Origin of the sequence: Enterobacter cloacae complex sp. P38RS (genome assembly GCF_014930775.1) — a bacterium.
GTDB classification, from domain to species: Bacteria; Pseudomonadota; Gammaproteobacteria; order Enterobacterales; family Enterobacteriaceae; genus Enterobacter; species Enterobacter bugandensis.
In genome coordinates this window covers 123,004-143,707 of sequence record NZ_JADBRS010000005.1, presented here as the reverse complement: position 1 = coordinate 143,707, position 20,704 = coordinate 123,004, and the positions used below count along the sequence as shown (strand labels likewise).

At 54.7% G+C, this 20,704-nt stretch carries 18 protein-coding genes, 1 tRNA gene and 2 pseudogenes; 13 read left to right on the top strand and 8 right to left on the bottom strand.

Translation table 11 applies throughout. The annotated features are described in order from the left end of the window. Position 1 precedes the first annotated feature (1 nt). Positions 2-2,083, top strand: a complete 2,082-nt coding sequence (recG, locus tag IM303_RS09435; protein ID WP_049001227.1) for an ATP-dependent DNA helicase RecG — start codon at positions 2-4, stop codon at positions 2,081-2,083. Between the two features lie 2 nt (positions 2,084-2,085). On the opposite strand, the gene gltS is transcribed toward recG, so the two are convergent. Then, positions 2,086-3,288, bottom strand: a complete 1,203-nt coding sequence (gene gltS / locus IM303_RS09430) for a sodium/glutamate symporter (RefSeq protein ID WP_047366905.1) — start codon at positions 3,286-3,288, stop codon at positions 2,086-2,088. A gap of 225 nt (positions 3,289-3,513) precedes the next feature. Here gltS and xanP point away from each other — a divergent pair, with 225 nt between their 5' ends. Further along, entirely contained in the window at positions 3,514-4,905 is a 1,392-nt protein-coding gene (xanP, locus tag IM303_RS09425; RefSeq protein WP_014881972.1) for a xanthine/proton symporter XanP, read from the top strand. A 119-nt stretch (positions 4,906-5,024) separates the two neighbouring features. After that, on the top strand, positions 5,025-6,713 hold the full coding sequence (locus IM303_RS09420) for an AsmA family protein (RefSeq protein ID WP_192971828.1): 1,689 nt from the start codon (positions 5,025-5,027) through the stop codon (positions 6,711-6,713). A gap of 110 nt (positions 6,714-6,823) precedes the next feature. Here IM303_RS09420 and yicI read toward each other — a convergent pair whose 3' ends face one another. Both yicI and IM303_RS09410 read right to left on the bottom strand, forming a co-directional pair. After that, on the bottom strand, positions 6,824-9,142 hold the full coding sequence (gene yicI / locus IM303_RS09415; RefSeq protein WP_193359848.1) for an alpha-xylosidase: 2,319 nt from the start codon (positions 9,140-9,142) through the stop codon (positions 6,824-6,826). A 12-nt stretch (positions 9,143-9,154) separates the two neighbouring features. Then, positions 9,155-10,546 carry a glycoside-pentoside-hexuronide family transporter gene (locus tag IM303_RS09410; protein WP_193359847.1) on the bottom strand — a complete coding sequence of 464 codons (1,392 nt, stop codon included), beginning with the start codon at positions 10,544-10,546 and terminating at the stop codon, positions 9,155-9,157. Between the two features lie 289 nt (positions 10,547-10,835). Between IM303_RS09410 and IM303_RS09405 the strand changes: the two genes are divergently transcribed. Then, positions 10,836-10,930, top strand: a tRNA-Sec gene (locus tag IM303_RS09405). A 478-nt stretch (positions 10,931-11,408) separates the two neighbouring features. On the opposite strand, the gene IM303_RS09400 is transcribed toward IM303_RS09405, so the two are convergent. Continuing rightward, the gene (locus IM303_RS09400) at positions 11,409-11,570 is read right to left on the bottom strand and encodes a YlcI/YnfO family protein (RefSeq protein ID WP_192971831.1); all 162 of its coding nucleotides are present in this window, start codon (positions 11,568-11,570) and stop codon (positions 11,409-11,411) included. Between the two features lie 128 nt (positions 11,571-11,698). Between IM303_RS09400 and IM303_RS09395 the strand changes: the two are divergent. The 4 genes and pseudogenes from IM303_RS09395 (at position 11,699) to IM303_RS09380 (ending at position 14,363) form a co-directional block, all read left to right on the top strand. Beyond that, a pseudogene (locus IM303_RS09395) lies at positions 11,699-11,964 on the top strand (SymE family type I addiction module toxin). 417 nt (positions 11,965-12,381) lie between these two features. After that, entirely contained in the window at positions 12,382-13,077 is a 696-nt protein-coding gene (locus IM303_RS09390; protein WP_193359846.1) for a hypothetical protein, read from the top strand. 211 nt (positions 13,078-13,288) lie between these two features. Then, positions 13,289-13,768 (top strand): type VI secretion system tube protein Hcp, encoded by a 480-nt coding sequence (locus IM303_RS09385; protein ID WP_041911682.1) that lies wholly within the window; start codon positions 13,289-13,291, stop codon positions 13,766-13,768. Positions 13,769-13,778: 10 nt separating this feature from the next. Then, complete coding sequence (locus IM303_RS09380) at positions 13,779-14,363, top strand: hypothetical protein (RefSeq protein ID WP_227014141.1); 585 nt, start codon at positions 13,779-13,781, stop codon at positions 14,361-14,363. Between the two features lie 33 nt (positions 14,364-14,396). Here the strand turns inward: IM303_RS09380 and IM303_RS09375 are convergent, their stop codons facing one another. From IM303_RS09375 to IM303_RS09365, 3 genes and pseudogenes are all read right to left on the bottom strand, one after another. Next, positions 14,397-14,840 (bottom strand): acetyltransferase, encoded by a 444-nt coding sequence (locus IM303_RS09375; RefSeq protein ID WP_028014998.1) that lies wholly within the window; start codon positions 14,838-14,840, stop codon positions 14,397-14,399. A 31-nt stretch (positions 14,841-14,871) separates the two neighbouring features. Next, positions 14,872-14,985, bottom strand: a pseudogene (locus IM303_RS09370) (class I SAM-dependent methyltransferase); the annotation flags it as partial. 113 nt (positions 14,986-15,098) lie between these two features. Beyond that, complete coding sequence (locus IM303_RS09365) at positions 15,099-15,623, bottom strand: lipocalin family protein (protein ID WP_028014997.1); 525 nt, start codon at positions 15,621-15,623, stop codon at positions 15,099-15,101. Between the two features lie 117 nt (positions 15,624-15,740). On the opposite strand from IM303_RS09365, the gene IM303_RS09360 reads away from it, so the two are divergent. The 5 genes from IM303_RS09360 to IM303_RS09340 all read left to right on the top strand — a co-directional run bounded on the left by IM303_RS09360 (position 15,741) and on the right by IM303_RS09340 (position 20,261). Continuing rightward, the gene (locus IM303_RS09360) at positions 15,741-16,466 is read left to right on the top strand and encodes a MerR family transcriptional regulator (protein ID WP_192971835.1); all 726 of its coding nucleotides are present in this window, start codon (positions 15,741-15,743) and stop codon (positions 16,464-16,466) included. Positions 16,467-16,565: 99 nt separating this feature from the next. Then, positions 16,566-16,976 (top strand): hydroxyisourate hydrolase, encoded by a 411-nt coding sequence (gene uraH, locus IM303_RS09355; RefSeq protein ID WP_028014995.1) that lies wholly within the window; start codon positions 16,566-16,568, stop codon positions 16,974-16,976. Positions 16,977-17,078: 102 nt separating this feature from the next. Further along, complete coding sequence (locus tag IM303_RS09350; RefSeq protein WP_193359845.1) at positions 17,079-18,038, top strand: DUF523 and DUF1722 domain-containing protein; 960 nt, start codon at positions 17,079-17,081, stop codon at positions 18,036-18,038. Between the two features lie 144 nt (positions 18,039-18,182). Further along, positions 18,183-19,271, top strand: a complete 1,089-nt coding sequence (locus IM303_RS09345) for an AAA family ATPase (protein WP_193359844.1) — start codon at positions 18,183-18,185, stop codon at positions 19,269-19,271. A 186-nt stretch (positions 19,272-19,457) separates the two neighbouring features. After that, positions 19,458-20,261 (top strand): DUF4225 domain-containing protein, encoded by an 804-nt coding sequence (locus tag IM303_RS09340; RefSeq protein ID WP_041911687.1) that lies wholly within the window; start codon positions 19,458-19,460, stop codon positions 20,259-20,261. On the opposite strand, the gene IM303_RS09335 is transcribed toward IM303_RS09340, so the two are convergent. Beyond that, positions 20,239-20,568 (bottom strand): hypothetical protein, encoded by a 330-nt coding sequence (locus IM303_RS09335; RefSeq protein ID WP_049000283.1) that lies wholly within the window; start codon positions 20,566-20,568, stop codon positions 20,239-20,241. The genes IM303_RS09340 and IM303_RS09335 overlap by 23 nt on opposite strands. Positions 20,569-20,704 lie beyond the last annotated feature (136 nt).

Genomic DNA, 20,704 nt, shown 5'->3' with positions numbered 1-20,704 from the left:
GATGAAAGGCCGCCTGCTGGATGCTATCCCGCTCAACAGCCTGACGGGCGTGGGCGCGGCGCAAAGCAATAAGCTGGCAAAAATTGGCCTGCACACCGTGCAGGATCTCCTGCTTCACCTCCCCCTGCGTTACGAAGACCGCACTCAGCTCTACAAGATTGGCGATCTGCTTCCCGCCATTTACGCCACCGTTGAAGGCGAAGTCCTGAACTGCAATATCACTTTCGGCGGACGCCGGATGATGACCTGTCAGATCAGCGACGGCACCGGCATCCTCACCATGCGTTTCTTCAACTTCAGCGCTGCAATGAAAAACAGCCTGGCGACAGGCCGCAGAGTGCTGGCCTATGGCGAAGCCAAACGCGGGAAATACGGCGCAGAGATGATCCACCCGGAGTACCGCGTGCAGGGCGATCTCAGCACGCCGGAACTGCAGGAGACACTCACCCCGGTTTACCCGACGACCGAAGGCATCAAGCAGGCGACGCTGCGTAAGCTCACCGATCAGGCGCTGGAACTGCTGGATACCTGCGCCATTACCGAGCTGCTGCCGCCAGAACTGGCTCAGGGGATGATGAGCCTGCCCGAGGCGCTGCGCACCCTGCACCGCCCGCCGCCAACGCTGCAGCTCAGCGATTTAGAAAGCGGTAAACACCCCGCCCAACGGCGTCTTATCCTTGAGGAATTACTGGCGCATAACCTGAGCATGCTGGCGCTGCGCGCCGGCGCGCAGCGATTCCACGCTCAGCCGTTAAGCCCGAATGATGTGCTCAAAAATAAGCTGCTGGCCTCGCTGCCCTTTAAGCCCACCGGCGCGCAGGCGCGCGTCACCGCCGAGATTGAGCGCGATATGGCGCTCGACGTGCCGATGATGCGCCTGGTGCAGGGTGACGTAGGTTCAGGTAAAACGCTGGTTGCCGCCCTGGCCGCCTTGCGCGCCATCGCCCACGGCAAACAGGTCGCGCTGATGGCACCAACCGAACTGCTGGCTGAACAACACGCTAACAATTTCCGCGCCTGGTTCGCACCGCTCGGGATTGAGGTGGGCTGGCTCGCCGGAAAGCAAAAAGGCAAAGCGCGTCTTGCGCAGCAGGATGCCATTGCCAGCGGCCAGGTGCAGATGATTGTCGGCACACACGCTATCTTTCAGGAGCAGGTGCAGTTTAACGGCCTCGCGCTGGTGATTATCGATGAACAGCACCGCTTCGGCGTGCATCAGCGTCTGGCGCTGTGGGAAAAAGGGCTGCAGCAGGGCTTCCACCCGCATCAGCTGATCATGACCGCCACGCCGATCCCGCGTACCCTGGCGATGACCGCCTACGCCGATCTGGATACCTCTACCATCGACGAACTGCCGCCGGGCCGAACGCCGGTGACGACGGTCGCCATACCGGATACGCGCCGCAGCGACATCATTGACCGCGTGCGCAACGCCTGCACCCATGAAGGGCGCCAGGCCTACTGGGTCTGTACCCTGATTGAAGAGTCTGAACTGCTGGAAGCCCAGGCCGCCGAAGCGACGTGGGAAGAGCTCAAGCTGGCACTGCCCGAGCTGAACGTTGGCCTGGTTCACGGCCGCATGAAGCCTGCCGAGAAGCAGGCGGTGATGCAATCTTTCAAACAGGGGGAACTGCATTTGCTGGTCGCGACGACGGTCATCGAAGTGGGCGTTGACGTACCCAACTCCAGTTTGATGATCATCGAAAACCCGGAGCGTCTGGGGCTTGCCCAGCTCCACCAGCTGCGCGGGCGCGTTGGCCGCGGCGCGGTAGCGTCTCACTGCGTGCTGCTTTACAAAGCACCGCTTTCAAAAACCGCCCAGATGCGACTGCAGGTGCTGCGCGACAGCAACGACGGTTTTGTGATTGCGCAAAAAGACCTGGAGATACGCGGCCCGGGCGAACTACTGGGCACGCGCCAGACGGGAAATGCTGAATTCAAAGTGGCGGATTTACTGCGCGATCAGGCCATGATCCCGGAAGTTCAGCGCCTTGCGCGCCATATTCATGAACGCTACCCCGAACAGGCGGCAGCGTTAATTGAGCGCTGGATGCCAGAAACCGAACGGTATTCCAACGCCTGATCTCAGGCAAATATCGGCAGCATCAGGTACAGCTTGATCACCAGCGCGTTGACGATATCAATGAAGAATGCGCCGACCATCGGGACCACCAGAAACGCCATATGCGATGGCCCGAACCGTTCGGTGATCGCCTGCATGTTGGCGATAGCCGTGGGGGTAGCCCCCAGACCAAACCCGCAGTGACCGGCCGCCAGCACCGCCGCATCATAGTTTTTCCCCATCATGCGCCAGGTCACGAACATGGCATAAAGCGCCATAAACAGCGCCTGCACCGCCAGAATCGCCACCATCGGCAGCGCCAGCGAGGCCAGCTCCCACAGCTTCAGGCTCATCAGCGCCATCGCCAGGAACAGCGACAGGCAGACGTTGCCGAGCACCGATACCGCCCGTTCAAACACGCGGTAGAAGCCCATCAGCGCCAGACCGTTGCTCAGGATCACCCCGATAAACAGCACGCAGACAAAGGTCGGCAGTTCAAACGCCGTTCCCGCCAGCCATTGCGCAACCACTTTGCCCACGGTCAGGCAGATGGCAATCATCGCGATGGTTTCAATCATCACCAGCGAGGTGATGCTGCGTCCAACGTCCGGCTTTTCGAACGCGGTCGGCACCATTTCATCGTCTGGCCTGCCGTTCGGCGTGGTGGAGTGCTTCACCAGATAACGCGCTACCGGGCCGCCAATCAGGCCACCCAGCACCAGGCCAAAGGTCGCGCAGGCCATCGCCACTTCCGTCGCGTTTTCAAAACCGTAGCGTTCGATGAACAGCTTGCTCCACGCCGCGCCGGTGCCGTGACCGCCCGAAAGGGTAATCGACCCCGCCAGCAGCCCCATCAGCGGATCCAGCCCCAGCAGCGTTGCCATACCGATGCCAATGGCGTTCTGCATCAGCAGCAGCCCCACCACCACAATCAGAAACACGCCGAGCACCTTACCGCCCGAGCGCAGGCTTGCCAGGTTGGCGTTCAGGCCGATGGTGGCAAAGAAAGCCAGCATCAGCGGGTCTTTCAGGGACATATCAAAATCAATTTCCCAGCCCATGCTTTTTTTCAGTATCAGCAAGGCCAGCGCCACCAGCAGACCGCCGGCGACAGGTTCAGGAATAGTGTATTTTTTCAGAAAGGAAACGCTGTGGACCAGCTTGCGACCAAGCAGAAGAACCAGCGTTGCGGCAACAAGGGTCGACAACGTATCGAGATGAATCATAAAAGGCTCCTGTTATGCGCGTATTCCATACACACGCGGCGTTATCCTGGGCCGGTTTGCGCTCGTCATGAGCCCCCGGCGCAAAAAGTGTAATTTTTTTTTCCGATAGGTTGTAAAAAACCTGCTCACAGCGGCAGATTTTCTTCCTTTTTTTTGCTGGCAATCGTTTGCTTTTACCAGGTGGTCAGATAAAATGCCCGCTTTTCCACCGTGGGATTGCCGCCGATGTCCGTTAACACCATAGAATCGCCAGATGCGCAACCGATTGCGCAGAAGCAAAATAGCGAACTGATTTACCGCCTTGAAGACCGACCGCCGCTGCCGCAGACGCTTTTTGCCGCCTGCCAGCATCTTCTGGCGATGTTTGTTGCGGTGATCACCCCGGCGCTGCTGATTTGCCAGGCGCTCGGTTTACCGGCGCAGGACACGCAGCACATTATCAGTATGTCTCTGTTCGCCTCCGGTGTGGCCTCCATTATTCAAATTAAAGCCTGGGGCCCGGTGGGGTCTGGGCTACTGTCGATTCAGGGCACCAGCTTTAACTTCGTGGCGCCGCTGATCATGGGCGGTACGGCGCTGAAAACCGGCGGTGCGGATGTTCCGACCATGATGGCGGCGCTGTTCGGCACGCTGATGCTGGCAAGCTGCACGGAGATGGTCATCTCCCGCGTGCTGCACCTGGCTCGCCGTGTGATCACCCCGCTGGTTTCCGGCGTGGTGGTGATGATTATCGGCCTGTCGCTGATTCAGGTGGGCCTCACCTCCATCGGTGGCGGCTACGCGGCAATGAGCGACCACACCTTCGGCGCGCCGAAAAACCTGCTGCTGGCGGGCGTGGTGCTGGCGATCATTATTTTGCTTAACCGTCAGCGTAACCCTTACCTGCGCGTGGCCTCGCTGGTGATCGCCATGGCGGCGGGCTATCTGCTGGCGTGGGCGCTGGGGATGCTGCCGGAGAACACCGCGCCGACCAACAGCGCGCTGATCACCGTCCCAACGCCGCTTTATTACGGCCTGGGCATAGACTGGGGTCTGCTCCTGCCGCTGATGCTGGTCTTTATGATTACTTCTCTGGAGACCATCGGTGATATCACCGCTACCTCCGATGTCTCCGAGCAGCCGGTGTCCGGCCCGCTGTACATGAAGCGTCTGAAAGGCGGCGTACTGGCGAACGGCCTGAACTCGTTTGTCTCTGCGGTATTCAACACCTTCCCGAACTCCTGCTTCGGCCAGAACAACGGTGTGATCCAGCTGACCGGCGTGGCCAGCCGCTATGTTGGTTTCGTGGTGGCGCTGATGCTGATCGTCCTCGGCCTCTTCCCGGCGGTGAGCGGCTTTGTGCAGCACATTCCTGAGCCGGTGCTGGGCGGCGCAACGCTGGTGATGTTTGGGACTATCGCGGCCTCAGGCGTGCGTATCGTCTCCCGCGAGCCGCTGAACCGCCGCGCAATCATGATTATCGCGCTGTCGCTGGCCGTTGGTCTGGGTGTTTCCCAGCAGCCGCTGATCCTGCAGTTTGCGCCGGACTGGGTTAAAAACCTGCTCTCTTCCGGCATTGCCGCGGGCGGTATCACCGCTATCGTGCTGAACCTCGTTTTCCCGCCTGAGAAGAACTGATCTCCCTCACGGCAGGCAGTCAATGCCTGCCGTGACATCTAATTACACCATTCCCGCCTTGAGCATTGCGCATAAATCGTGCATAACTCCCTTATGTTCGTTTCGCGGGATGGAAGACCATGAAATTTATTGGAAAGCTACTCGTCTATCTTCTGGTAGCCCTGCTTATTGTGCTGCTGGCGTTCTATATTTTGCTGCAGACCCGTTGGGGCGCGGCGCAGGTCAGCAGCTGGATTACGGTGAATACCGACTACGAACTCAGTTTCGACAAGATGAATCACCGCTTTTCATCGCCTTCCCACCTCATTCTGGAAAATGTCACCTTTGGGCGGGACGGTAAACCCGCCACATTAGTTGCCAAAAAAGTCGATATTGGCCTGAGCAGCCGTCAGATCACTGCTCCGCTGCACATGGGCACTATCACCCTGTTCGACGGCACGCTGAATCTCTCGCCTCAAACAGCGCCGCTGCCCTTCCAGGCCGATCGTCTGCAGCTGAACAACATGGCCTTTAACAGCCCGAATACTGAATGGGATCTGAGCGCACAGAAGGTCACGGGCGGCGTCAGCCCATGGCAGCCAGAAGCCGGGAACGTGCTGGGTAAAAACGCGAAGATTCAGATGAGCGCCGGCTCGCTGACCCTGAACGGCGTACCGGCCACCAACGTGCTAATCGACGGCCAGTTGAACGGCAAGGAGGTGGTGCTGAACACCATTGGTGCCGATATGGCCCGTGGCTCGCTCACCGGCTCCGCCCTGCGTAACGCTGACGGAAGCTGGATAATCGACACCATGCGCCTGAACGAGATCCGCCTGCAGAGCGACAAAACGCTGAAGGCGTTCTTCGCGCCGCTGGCTACCATCCCCTCCCTGCAAATTGGCCGTCTGGAGGTCACCGATGCCCGCCTGCAAGGCCCGGACTGGGCGGTGACCGATCTCGACTTAAGCCTGCGCAACCTGACTCTCAGCAAAGGCGACTGGCAGAGCCAGGAAGGTCGCCTGTCCATGAACGCCAGCGAGTTTATCTTCGGCTCGCTGCATCTGTTTGACCCGATCCTGAATGCGGAGTTTTCCCCGCAGGGCATAGCGCTGCGTCAGTTCACCTCCCGCTGGGAAGGCGGTATGGTGCGCACGTCCGGCAACTGGCTGCGCGACGGTAAAGCGCTGGTTCTGGACGATGTTGCCATCGCCGGGCTGGAGTACACCCTTCCTGAAAACTGGAAAACGCTGTGGATGGAGCCGCTGCCGGAATGGCTGAACAGCGTCACGCTGCAAAAATTCGGCCTGAGCCGCAACCTGGTGATCGACATCGATCCCGCCTTCCCGTGGCAGATCACCTCCCTGGACGGCTACGGAGCAAACCTGCAGCTGGCGAAAGATCGCCAGTGGGGCGTCTGGGGCGGCAGCGCAACATTAAACGGCGCGGCGGCGACCTTTAACCGCGTCGACGTGCGCCGTCCGTCGCTGGCGCTGAATGCCAACGCCGCCACGGTGAACATTAGCGACCTGAGCGCCTTTACCGAGAAAGGTATTCTGGAAGCCACGGCGACGGTTTCACAGCTCCCGCAGCGGCAGACCACGGTAAGCCTGAACGGGCGCGGCGTACCGCTCAACGTGCTGCAGCAGTGGGGCTGGCCTGCGTTACCGATTACGGGCGACGGCAATATTCAGGTGACCGCCAGCGGCAGCGTGCAGGCCGGTGCGCCGCTGAAGCCAACGGTAAATGGGAAGCTGAACGCGGTGAATATGGATAAGCAGCAGGTAGAGCAGACGATGACGGGCGGCGTGGTTGCAACGCCTGTGCAATAAAGTTTTTGATGTTTGTTCCCTCTCCCTTTGGGAGAGGGTCAGGGTGAGGACATCAGAGCGCATAATTACCTTAGGCCCGGTAAGCGAAGCGCCACCGGGCATTTTCCACCTCAGAGCTGAACCACCACCTCATCCCCCTCCGCTTTCACCACCACACCCCACTCGCTGCCCGCGTGCGAGCCGCCTTTCACGCCACTCACCTTCTGCACGTTGCGCAAGCACACCGACCAGTTTTGCGCGTCACCCGCGCCGGTAAAGGTCACAATGTCGCCCCGACGTGACGCCTTCAACGTAAACGCCACGGAACCGTCCGCCGCAGGCACTTCGCTCACCGCCGCTGCGCCATCCTCCAGGTTAAACAGCTGGAAGGCCGTCCCCGCGTTCCACGCGTAGTCCGGCTTCTGGTTATTGTTACCCAGCGCCAGCAGGGTGTTGTCGCGCACGTAGACCGGCAGGCTCATAAAATCGTGCTGCTGCTTATGCCAGCGGCTGCCATGGATTTCGTCGTTGTGCCACAGGTGCGTCCAGCGGCCTTCCGGCAGGTAGAACTGCACGTCCCCCGCCTCGGAGAACACCGGAGCGACCATCAGGGCATCCCCCAGCATGTATTGACGGTCGAGGTAATCGCACGCCGGATCGTCCGGGAACTCCAGCATCATCGCGCGCAGCATCGGCGTGCCGAACTCGCGGGCCAGCGCCGCCTGACGGTACAGGTACGGCATCAGCTGACACTTCAGCTGCGTGAAGTGGCGCACCACGTCGCAGGACTCGTCATCGTACGCCCACGGCACGCGGTAGGATTTGCTGCCGTGCAGACGGCTGTGGCTGGAGAACAGCCCGAACGCGCACCAGCGTTTATAGACGTGCGCCGGAGCGGTGTTTTCGAACCCGCCAATATCGTGGCTCCAGAACCCGAAGCCGGACAGGCCAATCGACAGCCCACCGCGCAGGCTTTCCGCCATCGACTCGTAGTTGGCGTAGCAGTCGCCGCCCCAGTGTACCGGGAACTGTTGCGCCCCGACGGACGCCGAGCGGGCAAACAGCACCGCCTCCTCTTCGCCGACGGTCTCTTTCAGCACGTTCCACACCAGTTCGTTATAAATGTAGGCGTAGTGGTTGTGCATCTTCTGCGGATCGGAACCGTCGAACCACTGCACGTCCGTCGGGATACGCTCGCCGAAGTCGGTCTTGAAGCAGTCAACGCCGATATCCACCAGGCCTTTCAGCTTGTCGGCATACCACCGGCATGCGTCCGGATTGGTGAAGTCGTAAATCGCCAGCCCCGGCTGCCATTTGTCCCACTGCCACAGGGAGCCGTCCGGACGCTTGAGCAGATAGCCCTTCTCTTTCAGCTCGCGGAAAATCGGGGATTTCTGGCCGATATACGGGTTGATCCACACGCAGACCTTCAGCCCTTTCTCCTTCAGGCGGCGGATCATCCCTTCCGGGTCCGGGAAGGTCACCGGGTCCCACTCGAAGTCGCACCACTGGAAAGCCTTCATCCAGAAGCAGTCGAAGTGGAACACGTGCAGAGGCAGGTCGCGCTCGGCCATGCCGTCGATAAAGCTGTTCACCGTGGCTTCGTCGTAGTTGGTGGTGAACGACGTGGTCAGCCACAGGCCGAACGACCACGCCGGCGGCAGCGCCGGGCGCCCGGTGAACTGCGTATAGCGGTTCAGCACCTCTTTTGGTGTCGGGCCGTCGATCACGAAATACTCGAGATATTCCCCTTCGACGCTGAACTGCACTTTAGAGACCTTCTCGGAGCCGACTTCAAACGAGACGTTTTCCGGGTGATTCACCAGCACGCCGTAGCCGCGGTTGGTCAGGTAGAACGGGATATTTTTGTAGGACTGCTCGGTGCTGGTGCCGCCGTCGCGGTTCCAGGTTTCGACCGTCTGGCCGTTGCGCACCAGCGCGGTAAAGCGCTCGCCCAGGCCGTAGACTGTTTCCCCCACGCCCAGATCCAGACGCTCGAACACGTAATTACGGTCGGTGTTACTGTCCTGCACGTAGCCGTTGTTTTTCAGCTGGCTGCCGGTAATGCGCTGGCCGTTGCGCAGGAAATCCAGCGCCCAGAACTCGCCTTTGTTGACGCGCACGCTGACACTGCCGCTTTTCAGCTCGGCAAATTCGGCGTTGTTTTCAATCTCGACCTTCACGTCTTTCAGAACGTTCAGGGGATAGTGCGGGCCGTTGTTCAGCGCGCCCTGGAAGTGCTCGATGCGCACCCCGACAATCCCTTCCTGTGGAGCAAACAGGCGCACCGTGAACATCAACGTGTCGAGCTGCCAGGTGCGCTCACGCACGTCGCGCGGCGCAACATACACCACCAGGTCATTGCCCTGCTGCTCCACGTCGAACACCTGAACCGGATAGGTCACGTTCAGGCCCGGTTGAATAAGCCAGTTTCCATCACTGATTTTCATGCTTTCATCCTCTTAGTTCTGCAATTCTTTGCTGACCGGCAGGTTTTCAAAATCCTGCTGATTGCGGCGCGCGCCCTGCGCCAGCTCGCGCAGGATTTTGGTCAGGAAGGGGGTTTTCAGCGTGTAGTAGCGTTTGGCGATAATGGCGCTCAGCACGTAGCAGATCGCCGGCGCCAGCGTAAACAGGCCGATAATGATGCTGATGGTCGCGCTGTTCTGGGTTTTGGCCGCCGCGTCGTAGCCGCCGCCTGCCAGCATCCAGCCGATCATCGCCCCGCCCAGCGCCAGGCCGAGCTTCAGCACGAACAGCGTGCCCGCAAAGCTGATGCCGGTCAGGCGTTTGCCGTTGGTCCATTCGCCGTAGTCGACGGTATCGGACATCATTACCCACTGGATTGGCGTCACCAGCTGGTGCAGCACGCCGATAACGAAGATAAAGACGAACATCAGCACGGTGGCGTGCATCGGGACGAAGAACATCGCCACGCTGACCACCGCCAGCGCGGCGTTGGTCCACCAGAAGATGCTGACCTTGCACTTCCAGTCGGTGAGCGGTTTCGCCAGCGCGGAGCCGATCAGATTGCCGACGCAGTAGGTGGTGAGGAACGCGACGAACACTTCCGGCGAGCCCATTATCCAGGTGCAGTAGTACATCATCGCCCCGCCGCGCACGCAGACGGCGAGGATATTGAGGATGGTCAGCACGCCGACGATGCGCCACTGGTCGTTTTGCCAGATATCGCGCAGGTCTTCCCGCATGGAGGTGGTGCTCGGCGGCACCTGGATGCGCTCTTTGGTGGTGAAGAAGCAGAATGCCAGCATCAGGAACGCGACCACCGACAGCACGGCGATCCCGCCCTGGAAGCCGAACGCCTTATCTTCGCCGCCAATCAGCTTCACCAGCGGCATCATCAGCACCGTGGAGAGCATGCCACCCGCCGTCGCCAGCACGAAGCGCCAGGACTGAAGGGAGATACGCTGCGTCGGGTCGCTGGTGATTACCCCGCCCAGCGCGCAGTACGGGATGTTGACCACGGTATAGAGCAGGGTCAGCAGCGTGTAGGTGATAGCGGCGTAAATCATTTTGCCGTTGAGGCTGAGGTCCGGTGTGGTGTAGGCCAGCACGCAGACGATGCCGAACGGGATGGCGCCGAACAAAATCCACGGGCGGAACTTGCCCCAGCGGCTGCGGGTGCGGTCGGCAATCAGCCCCATGCACGGGTCAGAGATTGCATCCAGCGCGCGGGCCAGCAGGAACATGGTGCCGACAAACCCGGCGGGAATGCCGAAAATATCGGTGTAGAAAAACATCATGTACAACATGACGTTATCAAAAATGATGTGGCTGGCGGCGTCACCCATACCGTAGCCAATCTTCTCTTTTACTGACAATACTTCGCTCATCTTTTTTATCCTTCACGCTGTAGGGGGCGCTGAGACCGGTTGCATTGGTTTTAAACCATTGTTTCAACGGCGGGTATTGCGTTTTCTGGTTAGCAGATTACGTTTCTTGTTTTTTGTGATCGCGATAAATGTTGGAGAGCACAAAAGGCTAACCTGAGGATTTTCTTAGGAATTAGCTGAAACAGGGGGGTACAGGTCAAAAGAGAGGTGAAAAAAGTGGTGTGGGGTATGTGGTAAATGCCTGAAAGTAGCTATAATGCGCCCCGCCTCCATGTAGCAATCGAGGCGCGGAAGATCGTCATCTCCGGTGAGGTGGCTGGACTTCAAATCCAGTTGGGGGCGCCAGCGTTCCCGGGCAGGTTCGACTCCTGTGATCTTCCGCCAAAAATGTCATTCACCTCGATAATAAAAAACGTCACTCGTAAATAGAACCGCTTATTGCAACCACCTTATGTGAGCTTGATCAATTATTCATTTGAATATTGAGTGTTATCCTTTTACTTATTCAAAAAATATTTAAGGGAAGCTGTAATGGAATGGATTATTGGTGCGGTGATTCTAATGGCTATTATTTGTACCATATTCAAGCCCAGACGGTGTGATATCTGCCAAACTTATTTCAAGAAAAAATATTACACATGGAAAATCCAAGGAAAGAAACAACATCTATGCCCCAACTGCAATGGTAAAATGCAGCGTCGAGTTAGTTCGCAAAAATTTAAGAGTAGATTTGGTTAAAAGTTTTTTAATCATTTTTTAATCGCAAACTTCAGGATAATCATAAATGATAAGTTTTTTATTATAGTTCTATAACTTATCATTTATTCCCTTATTATCATCACCAAATTAAAAACCATGATAGCTACTTATTCATAAGCCTAAGCCTACAAGCTTCTTTAACCCACTTACTAAAATTCCCTTTCCCCGCAGCCTTCTCAATCTGCCCCAAAAGGTCATCCTCGAACCGGATGTTTTTCATCGTGCTCTTTGTGCGGTCAAAATTTGGTTTGTTTTTCTCTTGCATGGTAGGTACCACTTCGGTTAGTTTTTCCGCATGTGGTACCTACCACATGGATTATAAATTCCTGACAACGCCCAGCAGTGTTGGAGCACTAAAGGGCGTCTACCATACCAACTATCAATGAGTTGATTATAACTGATTCACATTCTATCCAGACACCGACCAATCCGGAACCGAGCGTTCGTTGATTATGGGATACAGCCCAAATGTTTTCGACAAATCGACGCTGAAAATCATCCTTTCTGGCAAGTAGCTGCGCGCGGCGGGGTTTGATACCGGACAGCATGTCACTGTAAAGGTCATGAAAGGATGTATCATTCTGGTGGCGTATAACGAGCAGGAAGCGGTTGCAGGATAAACGCTCATTGAGATAGAGGACGCGCTTGCAGCGATTTAAGCTCCCTGTTCGAACCATCAACTAACATCTCATAAATAGAATTTCTGATGGCGACATTGATCAGCATTCAACTATCCGGAAATTCCGGATAGTTGGCCCGGAAAGGTGACATCAGATTTCCACTGAGTGATCACTACAATCTCAAAGCTACACTCGTAGTTACGCTCAGCTCATGGCTCCCAGTTTCGCCTTTAGCGGCCATACGGCTATTAAACTAATATGCAACGGATCTAACGCCCTCATTCTCACGCTCATATAATATCTAAATTAATAGCCAACAATTATTCACGACAAATATAATGCGAAGATTAAAATATCTGAATTTTTCATTACGTATAAACTATTGCGATATGCATCACAGCAGAAATACAATATTAATAGAAACTTGTACCTATGTTTACTGTTAAAAGATGCAATATGTATTATAGCGACTCATTAATAACATCAATGGATGCGAATAAAATATTGGCACAAAAGTTAGATCACGCCTTAACAGGCGTAAAAGATGAAGTATTAAAGCAAGCGCAACTGTTAGATGATGGGGCAACGCGATTAAGCTATCAGCTATCGTGCTTTACTGAAAACTATCAGGATGTATGTTTACGATTACGCAAAGAAGACTCAAGATTTTTGACAGGTATCGTCCAGTTAATAAAACACAGAGACATTATCTATAAGATGCTTTATATTTATATTAAAAGCCTATTAATTAACAAGAGTGAAAAAAGAATACATAACATACAAATAAATCTTATGCGTTTAGGTGTATCAATTTCATCATCGATGCTCTCCAGCCAGGCTTTTATATATTCAGCAACTATTGCAATCTGTAGTAGTGTTCATACCAACATTTGGATGAAAGAAAAGATTACATCGTTTTCTACTTATGCTGTTCTTGGTTTAAAAGTTTATGGCATCGTTGAGCAGGCATCCAGAAGCGCAAACCATCTAAAAAGCTATAATGCTTATTATTATAATCTACTTTATCAGGAAGAACTTGAAATGATGTTTTTCTTGATTGAGCCCATAATAACGAGCTCCCCCATGCTTAACCAAGTTTATGCTTCAGACAGCGACATTGCATATGCGATTTCAAGGATGATAAAGGGATGATTAAAGCTATTAAAGACTGGTTAAAAGGCCAATTCATATTCTTCCTGAGAGGCGCAATACCACTTCTATTCGTCATAATATTTGCATTATTTGCCGTAACCTGGTTACCGGAAAAAATCGCAATGAATGCAATATGGTCAATTGTAGTTATTGTAGGCCTCTATATCCTTTTACGTAAAAAGAGATAATTACTATTTAACAGGAGTAAATTATGTCAATTCCCGCACATCTGTGGTTGTTTGATGAAAATGGTTCGCCCATCGTTGGTCCATCATTACTGCCAGCGAGATTAGGATCGTTTGAAATCCGTTCAGTTAACCATCAGGTATGGATCCCTGAGAGCGCGAATACTGGTCGCTTGACAGGCACGAGAGTTCATTCCCCCTTAACCTTGCATAAGGAATTTGATGCTGCAACGCCTGTTTTGTACCGTGCTATGTGTGAAGGAAGAACATTCCAAAAAGCAGTTTTGAAAATGTATCGAATTCTTGACCATGGTATTGAGAGTGAGTATTTCAATATGATAATGGAGAACGTAAAGATCACCTCAATATCACCCCTGCTGCATCCCACCGGCTTGACGAGCACGCATCTAGAAGAGATTCAACTCAGGTACGAGAAGATTACATGGAAGCATTGCGACGGGAACGTTCTCTACACTGACGAATGGAATAACCGTGCTACGTATTAGGGTATCTAAAATGAAAGTACTGCTAATTTTGGCTGCACTCCTTTTCCTTGTTCAAAATGCAGCATCAGCCCAAATGTCCGGCTTCGCAGCCAGGTATTATCAGGATGATGTAACAACACCAGAAGAACCCACAGAAGTGCCCCTCTATCCCACTATTACCATCGGTAAGAAAACCGTACAAATGAAGGTTACTCACCTGTCAGACATCACCGGTTCACCCGTTGAGAAAGACCGTTCCGCGCGCTGGATCTGCCTCCATGACGACGATGGCACGAATTACTGGTTCATCTCGGATAACGAAATGGGTGCAGGATTGCTAACGGCACTAGCCATAGCCAGGGATGGGATTCATAAAGAGTGTGCAAAAACAACGGAACCAGTCAGAGTCTCAGTCGCTAATGTTCCATTGTTGAATGCTACTCACGGGAATTTAGTTAAACTGTTCGGTAATAAGGAGCTCGCCACAAAGAAAGCGATGCTCTTTTATCATGAGACGCCAGTGCAGGATGGATTCATCCAGAGTAATACAGTCTCTTATTCCTTCGATGACGAAAAAGTGCGTGGTGTAATCATCGGGCAAATTACCAGCAACTAGTTCGCAGACTCCCTCTTCCACAGGAACGGGGAGTTAAGCCTGTCCACCCAACCGCATATGCAACAACGGAAACGGATTTCCCTGCCCGTCCAGTTCCGAGCGTCCGACCTGCTCAAACCCCATATGGCGATAAAATGCGACGCCCTGCGGGTTCTGCTCATTCACGTCCACTTCGTTTACGCCAAACTCGGCGATGGCGTGTTTTAGCAGCAATTTCCCGACGCCCTTCCCTCGGCTCGCGTCATCCACAAAAAGCATTTCAATGCGGTTTTCATCCACGCCCAAAAAGCCGTGAATAACGCCTGCGTCATCGCGAGCTATCACGACCTTGAGGTTAGGCAGATAGGCGTTAAGCAATAACGGGCGCAGCGCCGCAATATCGCTTTCCTGTAAAAAGTGATGGGTGGCGCGAACGGAAGATTCCCAGATCGCAACCAGACGTTCAAAGTGTATGGGGAGTGCGGTTTCTATTTTCATGGGGGGATCATGATTAGAAAACCGAACTATTTCAATCCACTCTTTGCGATCTGCTCCCCATCACCCCATCCCTCGGTACCACCACGGTGACGTTTTCCATCGGCACGCCTGCCGCAAGGTGAATATCCTGTAGCTGCTGTAACGCTCCCCACCGGGATGGCAGCTCCGCTCGCCCGTTCATGCCGTCTTTCTCCGTTGGGCTTTTAACGGAAGTCTATCCAGGCGAGCCAGTAATGCCCAAGGAAGAAAGCACGATTTTTACTGCTTCACCCATACCAGCTGATCAACCCGGAAGCCCAGACTGCGCGCGGTGTTCAGGTAATCCTGCTTCACCGCATCCGGGATGGTCGGCGTGCGTGACAGGATCCACAGATAGTCGCGGTTCGGGCCGCTCACCAGCGCGTACTGGTACTTATCGTCCAGCCTGATCACGTTATACCCGCCGTAGAACGGGCCGAAGAACGATACCTTCAGCGCGGCGGTGGTCGGCTCGCCGGTAAAGTAGGCTTTGCCCTCGCTCTCGTTCCACTTGTTCTTCACCGGATCAAAACCCCGGTTAAGCACGCTGATGCCGCCGTCGCTGCGCTCGCCGTAGGTCGCCGTCACCTGTTCCAGACCGCGTTCAAAGCGGTTTTCCAGACGGGCGACTTCGTACCATTTGCCGAGATAGCGGCTGGCGTCAAAGTGGGTAATAGGCTGCACGCCTTTCGGCGGCGTGGGGGATTTACAGGCGACCAGCGTCAGGGCAATCGCAACACCGGTCACAACAGGCCATAGCTTCATGAGAATTCCTTTCATTTGCACGGTTGGAAGTTAAGTGTAGTGCACCGTTTCGGCGCTTCATCCCGTTCGGGAAAATTCGTAGTATATTGAGAGTATTCCTCCACCCTGGACACGGACATGGCTTACTCCATCGGCGAATTCGCCAGACTCAGCGGCATCACCGCCACCACCCTGCGGGCGTGGCAGCGTCGCTACGGTTTACTCAAGCCACAGCGCACGGAAGGCGGCCACCGCCAGTACAGCGATGAGGACGTCCAGCAGGCGCTCAAAATCCTCGACTGGGTAAAAAAAGGCGTCCCGATCGGCCAGGTCAAACCGCTGCTGGAACGCCCGACGCCGGGGCGGACCAACAACTGGCAAACGCTGCAGCAGAGCATGCTGCAACGCCTGCAGGACGGCAAAGTCGAGTCCCTGCGCCAGATGATTTACGACGCCGGGCGCGAGTACCCAAGGCCGGAACTGGTCGCGAACGTTCTGCGTCCGCTGCGCAGCCAGGTCTCGGCTAACGTCGCCGCCGCCATGACCCTGCGCGCGATCCTCGACGGCATCATCATCGCCTACACCTCGTTTTGCCTCGAAGGCGATAAAAAAGCGCCGGGCGACAATATTCTGCTCAGCGGCTGGCACCTGAACGACCCATGCGAGATCTGGCTCGAAGCCCTAACGCGCACCGGGCAGGGCCACCGCATCGACATCCTGCCGGCTCCCCCTGACGCGCTGGCACCGGAGATTTTCCCGGAGCGGAAATGGCTGCTGGTCACCAGCGGCAAGCTCACCGCCGGGCGGAAAAAGCAGGTGGAGCAGTGGCAGCAGCAGGTATCGCTTGAAGTGATTATCCTCTGATAATTTTCTCCTGCGGGAATCTTCACGAAAAGTTGAATATTTTCCCGCGCCGCAGATGCTAACGTTTTCCTGTGACGAATAACTCAACAGGAAAACACCATGAAAAAAACTGCCCCTCTGCTGATCCTGGCCTCGATGGCCTTTGCCCCTGCCGCCTTTAGCGCCCCTGCCGGCACGCTAAGCGTCCACATTCTTGACCAGCAAACCGGAATGCCGCCATCAGACGTTACCGTTACGCTGGAGAAGCAGCAGCAGGACAAATGGACTCAGGTTGCCAGCGGTAAAACCGACCAGGATGGCCGTATTAAATCGCTCTATCCGCAGGATCAGGACATGCAGCCTGGCGTGTACAAAGTAACCTTTAAAACCGCAGAGTATTTCCACGGCAAAAAGCTGGATACCTTCTTCCCGGAGATCCCGGTGCTGTTTACCGTGACCCGCACCAACGAGAAGCTGCACATTCCACTTCTGCTTAGCCAGTACGGCTACTCGACCTACAAGGGCAGTTAAGAGGCATTGATTTTAAAGGATTATAAAAAATAGTTCCGCGAATACTTGGACAAATTAGTCATGTTGTGTAAGTTTTAGTTATATGAACGGGAGGACTACACCATGACAACGAAACCTGTGCTCGGTATTAGCGGATGTTTGACCGGATCCGCCGTTCGCTTTGACGGCGGACATAAGCGCATGGGCTTCATCATGGATGAGCTGGCCCAGTGGGTGAATTTCAGGCCCGTCTGCCCGGAGATGGCCATCGGCCTGCCGACGCCTCGCCCGGCGCTGCGTCTGATCGTCACGACAGATGGAGAAACGCAGATGCGCTTCAGCCACGCGCCTAACGAAGACGTTACGCAGAAAATGGCTGAATTTGCGGCAGATTATTTGCCGAAAATCGGCGATCTCGCAGGCTTTGTTGTCTGTGCAAAATCCCCAAGCTGCGGCATGGAACGCGTGCGGCTGTATGATGAAAACGGCAACCGGGGCCGCAAGGAGGGGGTCGGGCTGTTCACCGCCGCCCTCCTTGAAACCTTGCCGTGGCTGCCCGTTGAAGAAGACGGACGCCTGCACGACCCGGTGCTGCGGGAAAACTTCGTCGAGCGCGTTTTTGCGCTGCACGAACTCAACACGCTACGTAAAAATGGCCTCACGCGCCGCGCGCTGCTGGACTTCCACAGCCGCTATAAGCTTCAGCTGCTGGCGCACCACCAGGCGGGCTACCGTGAGATTGGCCCGTTCGTTGCCTCGCTGCACGAGTGGGAAGACCTGGACGCTTTCTTCGTGGCGTACCGGGAAAAGCTGATGACCATCCTGAAAAAACCCGCCTCGCGGAAGAATCACACCAACGTGCTGATGCATATTCAGGGCTATTTTCGTAACCAGCTCAACACCCGCCAGCGCGGCGAGCTGCGCGATGTGATCCTGCATTATCGCAACGGACAGTTGCCTATCCTCGCGCCGATCACGCTGCTGAAGCACTACCTGGCCGAATACCCCGACCGGTATCTGATGACGCAAAACTACTTTGATCCCTATCCTGATGATTTGGGTCTGCGTCTGGCAGTCAAGTGATGAAAAAAATGCGAAGGCCCCATTGACCCATAGAGGCCCAAAGCAGTACCCCGTTTAGACGACATCCTCACTGTCGTCTCTTTTTTGCATTTCATCTAAAGACTGTGATTATATACAGGCTTATCCTGCAAAAGGGGCCTGCCTGTGATCAACACCCTGCACATTCAAAACTACCGCTCCATCCGCGAGATGTCGCTGGAGCTGGAGCAGCTCAACATCGTCTTCGGGCCGAACGGTACCGGGAAATCCAATATTTACAAGGCGATACACCTGATGCACAGCGCCGCGCAAGGGCAGTTTTCCCAGGCGCTGGCGAACGAGGGCGGCATTCTGAAGGTGTTCTGGGCAGGCAAAACCCGCAGCGACCAACTGCGGCGGATGAATCTGGCCGTGGAAACAGAGACCTACGAATACGAACTGCAGGTCGGTTTTGTGGAGAAGCTGCCGTATCCCTCACAGTTTCAGCTCGACCCGGTGATCAAGGAGGAGTCCATCTGGCTGAGCGGCCAGCACCGTCGACCATCGTCACAGCTGATGAAGCGCAGGAATCAGGCCGTGTTTCTGAACAACGTGCATCATGAAAAAGTGACCCACAGCGGCACGCTGTACGAGAACGAATCGGTATTCGGGCAGCTTGGCGAACCGCACCTTTACCCGGAAGTGTCGCAGATGCGCGAGTCCCTGCGTAACTGGCGCTTTTATCATGAGTTTTCTGTATCAATCGGCTCGGCGATGCGCGCCCCGCAGGTCGGTTTCCGCTCCCCGGTGCTGGCCAGCGACGGTGCCAACCTGGCTGCGGCGTTTCAGACCATCGTGGAGATTGGCGACGAGCTGCTGCTGATGCGCATCCTTGACCAGGCCTTCCCCGGCTGCGTGTTTTACAGCGACAACAGCGGCGGACATTTTCGCATGATGATGCAGCGCGAGGGGCTGAGCAGGCCGCTGGAACCGGCGGAGTTCTCCGACGGCACCCTGCGCTTTCTGTGCCTGGCGGTGGCGCTGTTAAGCCCGCGCCCGCCGGCGTTTATCGCATTGAACGAACCGGAAAACAGCCTGCACCCGCAGATGCTGCCCGCCCTGGCGAGCTTAATCGCCGAGGCCAGCCACTACTCGCAGATCTGGCTCACCAGCCACTCACCGGAGCTGGCGACGTTGATTGAGAAGCACAGATCGTTTTCCCTGTATCAGCTGTCGATGGCGGAGGGGGAGACGAGGGTGGAGAGGCTGGGGTAAGTGTTTGTTTCCTTAATTACTTTTCTCCAGTCATCCCTCTCATGGTCGCCATCAACGACGATGATGATTTCCGCAGGTATATGCTTCAGCGAATTCAGGGCTCGCGATACATTATCCAATTTATTGTTGTCAGTTTCTGCTGGCTGGATAATCTGTAAACATTGGTTATCAGATGAGAAAATTAAAATGGATATTGCACTTTTCCCTGGTCAGAACACCCGTGCATGGGCTGAAACAATGATTAACCTTGAAGCCCGAAAGCTTATCAATACTGCGAATATTGTCGGAGGGCAACATCTCAGCGACGGACTCGCACGAATTAAATTTATGGATGATATTCGGCAATTTGTAATGCAACAGTTTAGCGCTACCCGGGCGGCCAGAAGTCATGATGAGTGCATGGAATGCCTGAAAAACATCCGGGCTGAGAACGAAAGTCTTCTTGATCAAAGCAGAATGCTTCGCTCACGTACAGCTCAGCTTTTTGCTCAGATTGAACTGGTTAAAGAAAATAACAAAGTCATCGGTTACTTTATCTCGTCGATAAAGGTTGTACTTTCCGGGTTACAGATTGTTGCAGGCGTTGGTGCAATGATGACAATGAATCCAGTGGGTGCGCTTGCAGGAGCGATTCTGGTTATGGATGGTGCAAATGCTATTTCAAAAGAAATTAACAGAACGCTTCAACATCAACCAAATTCTGAAGGTATGCTGGCAGATGGCGTCATGGATATCGCTCAGTTTATGGGATTTAAACGTGAATCAGCACTGGGAGTCTTCAACAGCGTAAGCCTGGCAGCAAGCGTCTATACGGTATTTGGCGCCATCCGAAAACCCGAATCATGGCGTCTGTTTCGCTATCTCCCGCTGGATTTCTACCGCAAGGTAGACGGTATGAATCGCGCAGCGCTCACTATGAAAATTGTCGGCTGGGGTGTTTCTGCAAAAGTCTCGTTTGATTTAATTTCTAATGCGTCTGGCCAGAACTAATGTATTTCTTTCTGTAGCGCCAGGCTTTGTAGGTAATGACCGGGGGTTGAAAAAACCAGACAATCGCCAACACGATGAAAAGAGAGATGCCCCCGGAAACAAGATTGTAATGTTCAGCGAAAAAAATAAGCGCCAGGAAAATCAGAGCCACAGTCGCAGTAATACACAGAACCATGATAAATCGCTTACCTAACTCAAGCACGACCTCGAGCAAGGATGAACCATAACGACTGATGTTTCGGTTCAGATACGCTAACTCTTTTACGGTGAAACCTGATTCAAGTAACTGCGTTTCAATATTGTTCATGCCACTACCTTTTCTTCTGGAAAGTAACGTGCAATATCTTAACCGGAAGAGATGCGTCTTGTAACCCGTCTGATACATCAGCATTTTCAGCAAAAAAACAGGACCACGCTAAAAAGACACTGGCGCTAAAGTAGAA

Excerpts from the sequence above, each read along its gene's own strand:
- recG (WP_049001227.1), top strand. The coding sequence starts at position 2 with ATGAAAGGCCGCCTGCTGGATGCTATCCCGCTCAACAGCCTGACGGGC.
- gltS (WP_047366905.1), bottom strand. The coding sequence starts at position 3,288 with ATGATTCATCTCGATACGTTGTCGACCCTTGTTGCCGCAACGCTGGTT.
- xanP (WP_014881972.1), top strand. The coding sequence starts at position 3,514 with ATGTCCGTTAACACCATAGAATCGCCAGATGCGCAACCGATTGCGCAG.
- IM303_RS09420 (WP_192971828.1), top strand. The coding sequence starts at position 5,025 with ATGAAATTTATTGGAAAGCTACTCGTCTATCTTCTGGTAGCCCTGCTT.
- yicI (WP_193359848.1), bottom strand. The coding sequence starts at position 9,142 with ATGAAAATCAGTGATGGAAACTGGCTTATTCAACCGGGCCTGAACGTG.
- IM303_RS09410 (WP_193359847.1), bottom strand. The coding sequence starts at position 10,546 with ATGAGCGAAGTATTGTCAGTAAAAGAGAAGATTGGCTACGGTATGGGT.
- IM303_RS09400 (WP_192971831.1), bottom strand. The coding sequence starts at position 11,570 with ATGCAAGAGAAAAACAAACCAAATTTTGACCGCACAAAGAGCACGATG.
- IM303_RS09390 (WP_193359846.1), top strand. The coding sequence starts at position 12,382 with ATGTATTATAGCGACTCATTAATAACATCAATGGATGCGAATAAAATA.
- IM303_RS09385 (WP_041911682.1), top strand. The coding sequence starts at position 13,289 with ATGTCAATTCCCGCACATCTGTGGTTGTTTGATGAAAATGGTTCGCCC.
- IM303_RS09380 (WP_227014141.1), top strand. The coding sequence starts at position 13,779 with ATGAAAGTACTGCTAATTTTGGCTGCACTCCTTTTCCTTGTTCAAAAT.
- IM303_RS09375 (WP_028014998.1), bottom strand. The coding sequence starts at position 14,840 with ATGAAAATAGAAACCGCACTCCCCATACACTTTGAACGTCTGGTTGCG.
- IM303_RS09365 (WP_028014997.1), bottom strand. The coding sequence starts at position 15,623 with ATGAAGCTATGGCCTGTTGTGACCGGTGTTGCGATTGCCCTGACGCTG.
- IM303_RS09360 (WP_192971835.1), top strand. The coding sequence starts at position 15,741 with ATGGCTTACTCCATCGGCGAATTCGCCAGACTCAGCGGCATCACCGCC.
- uraH (WP_028014995.1), top strand. The coding sequence starts at position 16,566 with ATGAAAAAAACTGCCCCTCTGCTGATCCTGGCCTCGATGGCCTTTGCC.
- IM303_RS09350 (WP_193359845.1), top strand. The coding sequence starts at position 17,079 with ATGACAACGAAACCTGTGCTCGGTATTAGCGGATGTTTGACCGGATCC.
- IM303_RS09340 (WP_041911687.1), top strand. The coding sequence starts at position 19,458 with ATGGATATTGCACTTTTCCCTGGTCAGAACACCCGTGCATGGGCTGAA.
- IM303_RS09335 (WP_049000283.1), bottom strand. The coding sequence starts at position 20,568 with ATGAACAATATTGAAACGCAGTTACTTGAATCAGGTTTCACCGTAAAA.